The sequence below is a fragment of the Vreelandella nigrificans genome (assembly GCF_002374315.1).
In the GTDB taxonomy this organism is placed as follows: Bacteria; Pseudomonadota; Gammaproteobacteria; order Pseudomonadales; family Halomonadaceae; genus Vreelandella; species Vreelandella nigrificans.
This window is the reverse complement of record NZ_NWUX01000022.1, coordinates 1-12,833: the sequence shown is the minus strand read 5'-3', so window position 1 is coordinate 12,833 and position 12,833 is coordinate 1. Positions and strand designations below refer to the sequence as shown.

General features: G+C 51.9%; 8 protein-coding genes. 3 read left to right on the top strand and 5 right to left on the bottom strand.

Annotation, left to right across the window (positions count from 1 at the left end):
- Positions 1-90: 90 nt before the first annotated feature.
- The 3 genes from glyA to CPA45_RS18190 all read right to left on the bottom strand — a co-directional run bounded on the left by glyA (position 91) and on the right by CPA45_RS18190 (position 4,996).
- Positions 91-1,356: a serine hydroxymethyltransferase gene (glyA, locus tag CPA45_RS18200; RefSeq protein WP_096654002.1), complete on the bottom strand. Its 1,266-nt coding sequence runs from the start codon at positions 1,354-1,356 to the stop codon at positions 91-93.
- 270 nt (positions 1,357-1,626) lie between these two features.
- Positions 1,627-4,191, bottom strand: coding sequence for an ABC transporter permease (locus tag CPA45_RS18195; protein WP_096654000.1), 2,565 nt, complete (start codon positions 4,189-4,191; stop codon positions 1,627-1,629).
- A complete protein-coding gene (locus tag CPA45_RS18190) occupies positions 4,184-4,996 on the bottom strand; it encodes an ABC transporter ATP-binding protein (protein ID WP_096653998.1) in 813 nt (270 codons plus the stop codon). The genes CPA45_RS18195 and CPA45_RS18190 overlap by 8 nt, the downstream gene beginning before the upstream one ends.
- Between CPA45_RS18190 and CPA45_RS18185 the strand changes: the two genes are divergently transcribed.
- The 3 genes from CPA45_RS18185 (at position 4,995) to CPA45_RS18175 (ending at position 8,604) form a co-directional block, all read left to right on the top strand.
- Positions 4,995-5,756 (top strand): arylesterase, encoded by a 762-nt coding sequence (locus tag CPA45_RS18185; protein WP_096653996.1) that lies wholly within the window; start codon positions 4,995-4,997, stop codon positions 5,754-5,756. The genes CPA45_RS18190 and CPA45_RS18185 overlap by 2 nt on opposite strands.
- 191 nt (positions 5,757-5,947) lie before the next feature.
- Positions 5,948-6,661 (top strand): transglutaminase-like cysteine peptidase, encoded by a 714-nt coding sequence (locus CPA45_RS18180; protein WP_096653994.1) that lies wholly within the window; start codon positions 5,948-5,950, stop codon positions 6,659-6,661.
- 14 nt (positions 6,662-6,675) lie between these two features.
- Positions 6,676-8,604, top strand: a complete 1,929-nt coding sequence (locus CPA45_RS18175) for an EAL domain-containing protein (RefSeq protein WP_096653992.1) — start codon at positions 6,676-6,678, stop codon at positions 8,602-8,604.
- A gap of 47 nt (positions 8,605-8,651) precedes the next feature.
- Here CPA45_RS18175 and CPA45_RS18170 read toward each other — a convergent pair whose 3' ends face one another.
- Both CPA45_RS18170 and CPA45_RS18165 read right to left on the bottom strand, forming a co-directional pair.
- Positions 8,652-8,975 carry a tryptophan synthase subunit beta like protein gene (locus CPA45_RS18170; RefSeq protein WP_096653990.1) on the bottom strand — a complete coding sequence of 108 codons (324 nt, stop codon included), beginning with the start codon at positions 8,973-8,975 and terminating at the stop codon, positions 8,652-8,654.
- 84 nt (positions 8,976-9,059) lie between these two features.
- Positions 9,060-12,833: Ig-like domain-containing protein (locus CPA45_RS18165; protein WP_133066798.1), on the bottom strand; the 3,774-nt coding region annotated here is incomplete at its 5' end.

Below are 12,833 nucleotides of genomic sequence, written 5' to 3'. Positions count from 1 at the left end.
TAGAAACCAATAAAGCGCTAACCCTCTGGGTTAGCGCTTTTTCTTTACATACTGCTAATCAGCAATACTTACCGCACTATAGAAGAGAAATTACTTATAAACAGGGAAGCGGCTACACACTTCTGCCACTTTATCCAGCACCTGGGCCTCTAACTCACTGGAGTCTTCGCCTTTTGCCAGCACATCGAGAATGTCACAGATCCAGCCAGCCAGCTGAGTACACTCCTGCTCGCCAAAACCGCGGGTAGTCACTGCTGGCGTACCAATGCGCAGACCAGAAGTGACGAACGGGCTTTGTGGGTCGTTAGGCACTGCGTTTTTGTTCACGGTAATATGAGCGCGGCCAAGGGCAGCATCAGCATCTTTACCAGTCACGCCCTGCTTGATCAACGAAAGCAGGAAGAGGTGGTCTTCGGTGCCGCCGGAAACGATATCATATCCACGGCCAATAAATACCTTAGCCATCGCTTGGGCGTTCTTCACTACCTGCTGCTGGTAGGTTTTAAACTCCGGCGCCATCGCCTCTTTAAAGCAGATAGCTTTAGCGGCGATAACATGCATCAACGGGCCGCCCTGACCACCAGGGAATACCGCCGATTGGAGCTTTTTCTCAATGTCTGCATCATTCTCAGCAGAGAGAATCACGCCACTTCGAGGGCCACGCAGCGTTTTGTGCGTAGTCGAGGTAACCACGTGAGCATGGGGCAACGGGCTGGGATAAATGCCTGCTGCGACCAAACCAGAAACATGGGCCATATCCACCAAAAGATAGGCGCCCACTTCGTCAGCGATTTCACGGAACTTAGCCCAATCAACAATTTGTGAGTAAGCTGAGAAACCCGCAATAATCATTTTAGGTTTGTGCTCGCGCGCCAGCTCCGCCACTTGATCATAGTCGATCAGGCCTTGTTCGTTCAGACCATACTGAATAGCGTTATAGTGCTTGCCGGAGAAGTTAGGCTTGGCACCGTGGGTAAGGTGGCCACCAGCATCAAGACTCATGCCCAAAATGGTATCGCCGGGTGTTACGAGCGCTTGAAAAACCGCGCTGTTAGCCTGGGAGCCGGAGTGAGGTTGGACGTTAACATAGGTCGCACCAAACAGCTCTTTGGCATAATCAATAGCCAAGTTTTCAGCAATGTCGACAAATTCACAGCCGCCGTAGTAACGCTTGCCGGGATAGCCTTCAGCGTATTTATTGGTCAGCTGGCTACCTTGGGCTTCAAGTACGCGGGGGCTAGCGTAGTTTTCGGAAGCAATCAGTTCAATGTGGGCTTCTTGGCGTGCCACTTCTTTCTGCATGGCATCAAACAGCGCATCATCGAATCCAGCAATTGTCATATCACGGCTGAACATCGGCGGGAACCTCGTAACGAGAAAGAGTCATCATGGAAAAGCGAGGGCGCTATCATAACGCAGCCTGACGCGACTTTCATCGCATCCGCGTCAGGTGTTACATGAGTATGTTTCATGATGGTATTGCTGCCAAAAAACTGACCAACTGGACAGCCACGCTATTTTAGTTCACCGCTGACGGTAAGTCGTTTAGTACACCCCACTGAGCCCCTTTTGAAGAGAGGCAAAAAGGGGCGGCTAAAATAGCCGCCCCAGGCTGCTCATAAGGCGTTACGCTTCACCCAAAAGCCCCAAACTAGCAGCAGGGGCTTGGCGCCTCAAACTATAAGAAAGCACATGGCCAATAATACCGATTAGCAGCGCTCCGCCTAACGGCAGCATGACCCAAAGCCCCCAATGTAGGCGAGGAGTTAGCTCCAGCCAGTAAAGGTAAAGTGCAGCGGTAGCTAGTTCAGCCAGCACCGCGCCCATCAAACCACTGGCAAATCCCAGTAACGCATACTCTGCTCCTTGCACGCGGGAAATCATTTTGGTGCCCGCACCAAACACACGTAACAAGCCACTTTCATGAGCTCGAGCCGGCCTACTCGCGGTAAGGGCTGCGTACAGCACGCTAATACCAGCCAACAGCACCAGCGCTAATACAAGCTCTATTGCCCGGGTAACCTGGGTCAGCACCTCTCGTACCTGGCCTAAGATAGCATCTACGTTGAGTAGCGATACACCAGGAAAATCACTCACCAACTGTCGAATTAACCCTTGTTCGACATCAGGCAAGTGGAAGGCGGTGATATAGCTATGCCCGAACGATTCCAGCACACCCGGCGGGAAGATAATGAAGAAATTGGGGGTAAAGCTATCCCAATTAAGGCTACGCAAACTTTCAATGCGGGTAGCAATCGTATCCCCTCCTACCGAAAATGTTAGTTCATCGCCAATCCCTAACCCTAACCGCTGGGCGAGACCATCCTCCATGGAAATAGGTGTAATCTCATTGGTAGATATGGGCGTTGCGTCTACTTCTCTCATAAAGCCTTGAGATTCGCCTGCCGATGTAAACCACTGCCCAGCAACAATTTGGTTACCTTCCGGCACCTCAGCCTGCCAAGTTAAGTTTAGCTCTCGACGTAGAGAGTTATCCCCTCTGGCATCTGGCGGCACAGCATCCCGCGGTGTTTGCCCATTAATGCCTGTAATGCGACCACGCACCATGGGGTAAAGTGTGCTTTGGGTCTCCACACGAGGTGCCACGGCATCTTCAAAGGCGTCTCTCTCACTAGGCTGTATGTTGATAGCAAAATAGTTAGGCGTGTCATCCGGCATCTGATCTTGCCAGGTAGTCAACAGATCACCACGCACCAAAACAATCATCGCCATGGCAAAAAAAGTGACAGAGAATGCCAGCAACTGCCCTAAGCCCGCTTGTTTTCTCCGAGCTAACTGCCGGCCACCCAAACGGAATGCTTGAGACCATTCACTTTTTCCTGACAGCCGCTGTACCCCTTTTAGCAAGCCACTGAGTAACAGTGAGCTCACCAGCCAGAGCACGCCGAGTAGCGCCGCGCCGCCAATCAACAACGCTAACGCTAGAGGCAAGCTCCCCGAGTACAACCATAGCAACCCCCCAAACACGATGCTTGCCACTCCCACGACCAACCATGCCGACGGTGGCAACGGATCCAGCTCGCGGCGCAGTACCTTAAGCGCACTAACCTGCTTAATACGCAACAGCGTTGGCCCAGCAAAGCCAACAAGCACCGCTAGGGCGGTAAAAATCCCCAACCAAAGCGGCATAATGCCGGGAGGCGGTAGGGTCATAGGCAAAAAACTAGTAAGCAGCCAAAGAAGTACCGCCTGCCCAACTAAACCAAGAAGCGCACCAATCACCGAAGCAGCCAGCGCTAATCCCAGCAGTTGTAGGGTAAAAATCATCACTAATTGATACTGGCTGGCACCAAAACAGCGTAGCAATGCGGCAGTATCCAGATGGCGTTCCACATAACGGCGGGTAGACATAGCCACTGCTACGCCAGCCAGCAGTACAGCGGCTAAACCGGCAAGCCCCAAATAGCTTTCGGCACGCTGCAGGGCATTACCTAGTTGGGGGCGATCTACTCGAACATCGCGTACGTCAACACCGGCTCTTCTGAGCTCGCCAAGCAGCCCCTGCACTTGTTCCAACGCGGCAGGAGGCCCCGCTGCCAGTAGTTCAAACTCAATACGAGAACCTGGCTGTACCAACCCCGTGGCTTCCAGGTCGGAGGTATTGAGCATTAAGCGAGGGTTGAAGTTGCCAAACCCACCAGATTGGTCTGCTTCACGCTCAATAATACCGCTGATGGTCAGTTCGGTTTGGCCCACTTGAACACGATCACCCAACTCGATTTCTATCAGTTGAGCAAGCCGTGGATCTACCCAGGCCTCCCCCACTGGCGGGCCAGAGGCTATTTGTTCGGTGCCATTACCAATATCCACATGGGAGACACCGTAATGGGGATAGACATCATCTACTGCCTTAAGGCTCGCGGGCTGGAAGCGATCACCTCGGCTAATCATTGAAACAAGCTCAACTTGATCGCTGAGCACAAAGCCTGCCTGCTCTAATGTACTACGCAACTCAGCAGAAAACGGCTCGCGCTGCTCCAGTACCAAATCTCCCCCCAGCATTTGGCCCGCCTGACGCTCCAGGCCTCGCTCTAACCGGTCAAGAAAAAAGGCAATCATCGTAGAGGCAGCAACCGCCAGCATGAGTGCAATAAACAACGCCCGAACATCTGCTGCTCTCAGGTCGCGCCTTAGGCTGCGAGCAGCAAGACGCCAGTTAAGATCACTCATTGCCACCCCCGTTGGCAGACACCGGCTCAAATGGCTCAAGTTTGCCATTAGCTAATCGCAAGCAGCGGTCACAGCGGCGTGCAAGGGCGTGATCATGGGTAACAAGAATCAACGTCGTACCTGCTTCCCGGTTTAGAGTAAACAGTAGGTCAATGATTTGTGCACCAGTATCTGGATCAAGGTTACCGGTAGGCTCATCAGCAAACACCAATTCTGGGTCGGTCACAAAAGCGCGGGCAATCGCGACTCGCTGCTGCTCCCCACCGGAAAGCTGTTTAGGCAAGTGCCCCGTGCGTTCACCAAGTCCTACGCGCTCAAGCCACTGGGCAGCCACGTGGTCTTCCCCTGCCCGAGGGGAAAGTTCTAATGGTAACAGCACATTTTCAAGCGCGCTCAAGGTGGGTAGTAGCTGGAAGTTTTGAAATACAAAACCTACACGTCCGGCACGTAACGCCGCCCTGCCATCTTCATCTAGACGACTCAGGGGTTGCCCAAACAGTGTCAACTCACCATCACTTGGGGTATCTAATCCTGCTAAAAGACCTAGAAGTGTCGATTTACCAGCACCACTTTTACCTAAAATAGCAACGCTTTCCCCAGCTGCCACACTTAAGGAAAGGTCGTGTAAAATATTTAACGAACGCTCACCGCTAGTTACCTGCTTTGAGAGTTTTTCAGCAAGCAATACAGGCGGGTACGCCCCAGCATCAGGAACCTTATGGGTAGAAGCAGTGTCGGTGGAGGGCTGGTGTGCAGGCGCGTCATCGGCTGGCAACGTAGACATTGGGTCAGAGGAGTAAGGCATGAAGCGTGGCATCCCTGTAGCTTGGCAAAAACCAGATTGGCAAAAACTTAGTCAGCAAAAACTTAGTCAGCAAAAACTTAATCAACAAGAACTTAGTCAGCAAAAACTCTGTCGTATGGTAACCGGAGGGGCGCTGGCACTGGTAGTAACCTTCGGAGCTTCATCACTCAACGCAGATCAAAATCCGACCCTGCTAGTAATGGGTGACAGTTTAAGTGCCGCCTACGGTATTGAGCAGGAACAGGGTTGGGTCGCGCTATTGGAACAACGCCTTGAAGGCCAAGCCAAGGTGGTAAATGCCAGCATTAGCGGTGAAACCACATCCGGCGGAGCACAGCGCTTTGCTGATATCATCGGACAACGGCAGCCTGACATCGTTCTGTTAGAATTGGGGGGGAATGATGGCCTACGTGGCTTAGATCCGAACCAAATGCGAGCCAATCTAGCAAGTATTATTGAACAAAGCCAACAGGCCGATGCTGAGGTATTACTGCTTGGTATTGATATTCCCCCTAACTACGGCCAAGCCTACCGCGATGCCTTCACTAGCGTTTTTCACTCCCTCGCCGATGAGTATGAGGTTTCTTTAGTCCCCTTTTTGCTAGAAGGCATCGCACTTAATGCACAACTGATGCAAAGCGATGGCATCCACCCTACCGCCGAGGCCCAGCCAACTATTCTTGAAAACGTGTGGCCAGCGCTTCAGCCAATGCTGTCTGAGCTAGGGCTATCTGAACAGGAACTCGAAGAAGTAATGTAGCCCCAACTAACAGCCTCAGCCAAGGATGGCTTAGGGCTTTTACAATCACCTCCTACCTAGCAACACTGTTTATTATTGCCTTAGTTTTTGTTTTCTAAATTTTTATTTCCTAATATTGCAGCTTTCTAGTAAGCATATATAGCACTCAGATGCCGTAGCTTGTAGTCTTAATAAATATTCGACGAATACTAATGGCACTTATGCCTGACTCACCCCGCCCCATTCTTAGCCCCCTTTCCCGCCGACAGTTTTTAGCAACTGTCGGCGCGCTTATTTTGGGCGCGGGAGCAAGTGTTTTTCCTACCCCGGCAACTGCTTTTAACCCTCAGCGTTTGCGACAAAGTATGCAACAGCAGTATGGCACAAGCGGCTTAGCCGTATTAGAAGCATGGTTTGAGCTCCTAGAACGCCTGCGCAGACAAGGTATACAAACGCAGCTTCGCGACGTGAATGATTTTTTCAATCGCCGGATACGTTGGGTTGAAGATATCCACAATTGGGGCCATGAAGACTTTTGGGCCACTCCACTGGAAACCATGGGACAGGGTCAGGGCGACTGTGAGGATTACTCCATCGCCAAATACGTTAGTTTGAAACAGTTGGACGTTCCTGGCGAACGCCTTAGGATGATTTATGTTCGAGCGCGAATTGGTCGTAGCCAAATCACTCAAGCGCATATGGTGCTGGGTTACTACTCCACCCCTAGCGCAGAGCCTCTGGTACTAGATAATATTGCGCCCTCCATTAGTCCAGCGTCACAACGCACCGACCTTGACCCCGTATTTAGTTTTAACAGTGAAGGGCTATGGGCTGGTGGCTCTTCAGAATCTCGTGCCGACCCATTAGCGAGGTTATCTCGCTGGCGTAGCGTGGTTGAACGCATGCAATCACAAGGCTTCATTTAAAAGGATTGGGCACCATGTCGCTTATTAAACAGCTTTGGCTAGCCATTATTGCGCTACTGTTGCTTTCGTTTGTTGGTAGCCTTGCTATCAGCATCGCATCAAGTCGCGACTATATTGAGCAGGAAGTGCGCATCAAAAACGAAGATAACGCTACCGCGCTTGCGCTCTCAATGAGCCAGCTCGATAAAGATATTGTTATCCTAGAACTGCTCGTTGCCGCACAGTTTGATACCGGCTACTACCGCAGCATTATTCTACGGGACACCGCAAATAACGTGCTCATTGGACGCTCCGCCAGCGAATATAGCGGTGACGTGCCTGCATGGTTTCGCAGCTTAATTCAATTTAACGTGCCCACAGGCACCGCCACCGTGCAAGATGGCTGGCGGCAATTTGGCACCCTAGAACTTGAAAGCCAGCACAGCTTTGCTTATGCCTCGTTATGGCGCAGCATGCTCGAATTGGCGGGCTGGTTTTTACTAGCCGGAGCTATCAGCTTGGCCATTGCCACTGTACTGGTACGTGGTATTAAACACCCATTGGTGCGCGTGGTTGCCCAAGCAAAAGATATTAGCGCCCGCCGCTTCACAACCATCAAAGAGCCACGCACACTAGAGTTACGCGAAGTTGCCCAAGCCATGAATATTCTCTCTGCTAACGTACACCATATGCTTAGCCAAGAGAGCCAAAAATTAGACGAGCTGCGCCGCGATCTTCAACATGACCGAGTAACCGGCGCACTGAACCGTGATGTATTTATGGGCAGGCTGGCATCCCTGCTGGGCAGTGATGATGTCCGCGCTACAGGTCTAATGCTGATGGTGCGAGTTCAAACGCTAGAGCAATTAAACGAACAGTTAGGCCATCAAGCAACTGATAACCTACTCCGTGCTCTTGTCCAACAGCTTTCTCAGCTGGATGGCAGCTCAGAAGAAGCCTTAATTGGCCGCCTGAATGGCAGTGACTTTCTACTATTATTGCCGTTACAAGAGAGTGCCAACAAGCTCGCTTCGCTTGTCCGCCATGCACTTGAGCAAGTGTTTGAGCAAGCACTTAAAATAGTAGCTGTAGACACTCCCCGTGAGATGGTGCGTATGCCAGCTGCCATTGTAGCCTACACCCCCCACGATGAACGCGGCACCCTGCTAGCCACCCTAGATGATGCCCTAGCAGAAGCGGAAAGTGACAGCGCACACAATCGCATTGTCGTCCGTGAAGGTCAGCAAGGCTCGTTGTTTAACAATCATGTCGAATGGCGTACTGCACTCAATAAAGCTATTAGCCAAGGGCCACAACTGGCCTACTTCCCGGTAATTGATGCCCATAATAATGTACTTCACTACGAGTGCCCTGCCCGTTTAAAACTTGCAAACGAATGGCAAACAGCAGGCGTGTTTATTCCGTGGGTGTCACGCTTCAACTTAGAGCCAGCACTAGATATTGCTGTAGTCAAAAAATCCTTTGCGCAGCTAGCGATTGATCCCGAGCACAAGATGGGGATCAATCTTTCTATAGCCTCTATTACCAATGCGCAATTTGTTACTGAACTAAGAGCGCTACTGGAAAAACAGCCCCAGCACGCCAAGCAGCTTTGCTTTGAAGTGCCCGCTGTATTGAACGCACATGCAATAGGCAGTTTACGCGGTTTATGCACGGCCCTAAGACCTCTTGGCTGCCAGTTCGGAATTGAGCACGTAGGCGCTGAGTTTACGAAACTTGCCGACCTTCATGATGTAGGGCTTACTTACCTAAAAGTGGACAGCAGCTTGATTCGTGGCATTCATACCTCTAATGAACAACAGACCATTGTTCGAGGCATGGCAACGCTTTGCCACTCACTAGGCATTCAAGTGATCGCAGAGGGAGTTGTAGAGCAGGCCGAACTTGATAGCCTGTTCCGTGCAGGTCTAGATGGTGCAACAGGTCCTGGGGTACGTGTTTAATCAGTACCGAAAATCAAGGCTGGCGCGGCATTATTCACCATGTCGCGCTAGATGACTCCGCCATCATCGCTAATCAAGTTGATATCATTCTTGGCACGTAGCGATTTGCGCTCCATCACCTTGCTTTGCGCCGCTGGTGGCAAATCGGTAAAGCTAAGCACGCCCTTCGCCAGCAGAACTTCCAGCAGATCCTCAACTACACGTACGAAAGCCAAATCAGAAGCAATAAACTGCGAAGCCCCCCCCGCTTGTCCAGCAAGAAAGGCGAATACTTCTGGCGAGTCTCCCGCGACGGTATCATTGCACTCTGGCGATGGCTCCTTGCTGAGCATCACGATCTCTCCCTGTGCATTGCGTTTGATATAGAACATAGCGGCTTCCTCTGGAAGTAAAAGCGCTTAAGTATATGATTAACAAGGCCGCCCATTGGGCGGCCTTATAACATTGCCTAGAGGTTATTGATCAATCTCGAGCTTACCGTGTTGGATCATAAAGTCGATCACTTGTTGAGAAGTACTACCTCCACCAAAGTCAGCAAAGGTTTTGCCCTCTAGCCGTATGACTTGATCAGCATTCTCTTTATCACCAGCCAAGCCGCCTTGAGAGTTTAAGTAAAGTACTGTGTCGTTGCCCTCTTGCTCTGCAACAATATAGGTGCTCAGATCAACCGCATCCTCTTCACCTTGGAGCAGGTCGGCAATATCCAAGATATTATTACCGTTACCAAAATCCCTCACAACATCAACCGCCGGGGCGCCCGCTGTGCCTTGGTCGCCATCCTGCCACAGGAAAATATCGTCACCTGAACCACCAATGAGAATGTCATTGCCCTCGCCCCCGATTAAGGTATCATTTCCCGCACCACCGATGAGCACATCATCACCCTCGCCACCATCCAAGGTATTGTTACCGCCTTGTGTGCGTGCGGAATCGACTAAAGACTCCCAGTTGCCTCGAATGTAGTCAATAATCTGTCCCTCTTCAGGTGCTGCGCCGTTATTAACTTCCCACCTTAAGTAGTCACGAAGTCCTTGGTAACCCAAACCATCATGGCTACCAGCGCCATAGAAGACGCCAGTATCTCCATTAGTCCACTCCAGGTGATCGGTATTAATGGTGTCACCAAAGATAATATCATTGCCACCGCCACCCAACAGGACGTCATCTCCTAGATCTTCTAGATCATCAAATTCCGAACTACCCTCCAACGCAGCGGCCAAGTCTTCAGCGTTATTGACAATATCGACATCGCCAACAGGTCCAGAAACAGTACGGATAACATCTTGCCACTTACCAAATGGCCAACGGCCAACATACTCTCGTCCTACAACAAAGCTTTCAGCCCCAGAACCTTCAGTCTCTGTATTGTCGAAGAAACGTAGATAATTCTCTGACACACCACTGCCAATACCAATTGCATTGACTGGGGAAATATTTGACAGCCCTTCAAATGCTCTTACTGAGGCCTCAAAGGTGGCAAAGTCGGTTTCATTACCTGGGCCGGCCAAATTGCCAAACTGATCGTAGTAGAACGTTGGATCACCATCCGTTAGGAAATAGGTAAGATTCTCAAACTCTCCCTCATCCTGCTGACCATTCTGAGCATTAAACCAAGCAACTGATTGCGCAAAGGCAGCTTGATAGTTAGTGCCTCCACCTGCTTGCAGCGCATTGATAGCATTAATCAACTGATGTGCATTACTCGAATCCAACCCTTGAATGACAATGGGGGTTGATGCATGACTTGAGAAAGGCACTAGTTGAACGTTGATCGAACCTTCATGATCTCTCAACTGGTTAGTCAGGTTCACCAAGGATTGCCTAGTCAGCTCCATCAGCGACAACCCGGGTTGCCCAGAATTATTATTCATACTCCCCGAAACATCGACAATAAGGGAAATATTGTAATTAGCGGCCGGATCTATAATGGTGACTTTTCCACCGCGGTCGCCAAGGATGACATCATCCCCCCCGCCACTTTCAATTACATCATCTCCATTGCCCCCTACATTGAGCGAAGCAGGTGGTTGTACCTCAAATGAACGATCAGCCTCAGCCTCGTAGACATTACCGAACTGGTCATTGCCTACAACGCTAGCAGTCACATCTCCGGAAACTAGCCCAACCACTTTATTACTGGGCACATTAACTACCCAGGAACTACCATCTTGGTTGACCTCCGTGAGATAAGTCTGCCCACCAACTGTAACCTCAACCGTATCGCCAGCTTTAGCATCACCACCAACGGAACCGGTGATTGATTGCCCTTCTTGAGCCTCACTGTTGCTAAGGAAATCATCACCACCAAACAGTGCATCTATGGTGATGGTGGCTTCTGGCGCAACGTTAGCTACGCCTTTAATGTCATCATCGCTGGCACTGTTGCCAGCCGGATCAGTGACCGTTGCGCTAACACTAACGTTAGTCGCACCTTGACTAACAGCTACCCAGACAGTGACACCGTTATCAATGTCTTGCTGCTCCAACACCACAGTAGTCAGCGTGTTACCACCTTCATCTTTAACAACCAGCGTATCGCCAACCTCAGTACCCGTTTGGAAGGTAACTAAAGCTTCTACGCTATCAGGCTCGCCAGCAGCAATCTCATCGATGTTGTAGATATCATCTTCACCCGCTCCTAGTAACGAAACAACTACAGAAGGTGGAGTAACATCAACACCATAGGCACGGTCAGCCTCAGCGCGGTAATCGTTACCCGCGTCGTCGCTACCGGTGACTTCGGCAGTAACACTGTTGTTGTCCGCTAACAGCGAGCCTGGGACATCGATGGCGTAGGTCAGATCTACACCGACTTGGCCAGTAAAGGTCTCACCACCCACGGTCAGAGTGACAGTGTCACCTTCGCGAGCATCGCCACCTACTGTGCCAGTCACGGTGATGGTCTGGGTGGCTTCTTCGCCGTTGATCACATCGTCACCGGCAATGGTGTCGATGGTGATCGTCGCAGTGGCATCCAGATTGACGCCGTAGTCGCGGTCAGCCTCGGCAAGGTAGTCATTACCCGCGTCGTCAGTACCAGTGACTTCGGCACTCACTTGGTCGTTGTCCGCCAGCAGTGATCCTGGGACATCAATGGCATAGATCAGGTTGCCAGCGCTGTCGGTGGTGACTTGGCCGGTGAAGGTCTCACCACCCACGGCCAGGGTGACGGTGTCACCTTCGCGAGCATCGCCACCTACTGTGCCAGTCACGGTGATGGTCTGGGTGGCTTCTTCGCCGTTGATCACATCGTCACCAGCAATGGTGTCGATGGTGATCGTCGCAGTGGCCTCCAGATTGACGCCGTAGTCGCGGTCAGCCTCGGCGCGGTAGTCGTTACCCGCGTCGTCGCTACCGGTGACTTCCGCCGTGATGCTGTTGTTGTCCGCTAACAGCGAGCCGGGCACATCGATGGCGTAAGTCAGATCTGCACCGACTAGGCCAGTGAAGGTCTCGTCGCCCACGGTCAGAGTGACAGTGTCACCTTCGCGGGCATCGCCACCTACCGTACCAGTCACGGTAATGGTCTGGGTGGCCTCTTCACCGTTGATCACGTCATCACCAGCAATGGTGTCGATGGTGATGGTGGCAGTGGCCTCCAGGTTGACGCCGTAGTCACGGTCAGCCTCGGCGCGGTAGTCGTTGCCCGCGTCGTCGGTACCGGTGACTTCGGCAGTAACACTGTTGTTGTCCGCCAGCAGTGAACCTGGGACATCGATGGAGTAAGTCAGGTCTTCCGCCACGGTACCGGTGAAGATCTCACCACCCACGGTCAGGGTGACAGTGTCACCTTCGCGGGCATCGCCGCCTACCGTGCCCGTGACGGTGATGGTCTGGGTGGCTTCTTCACCGTTGATCACATCGTCACCAGCGATGGTGTCGATGGTGATCGTCGCAGTGGCGTCCAGGTTAACGCCGTAGTCACGGTCAGCCTCGGCGCGGTAGTCGTTACCCGCGTCGTCGGTACCGGTGACTTCCGCAGTGATGCTGTCGTTATCGGCCAGCAGCGATCCTGGGACATCGATGGCGTAGACCAGGTTACCGGCGCTGTCGGTGGTGACTTGGCCAGTGAAGGTCTCACCACCCACGGTCAGGGTGACGGTGTCGCCTTCGCGGGCATCGCCGCCTACCGTACCGGTCACGGTGATGGTCTGGGTGGCTTCTTCGCCGTTGATCACATCGTCACCAGCGATGGTGTCGATGGTGATCGTCGCAGTGGCGTCCAGGTT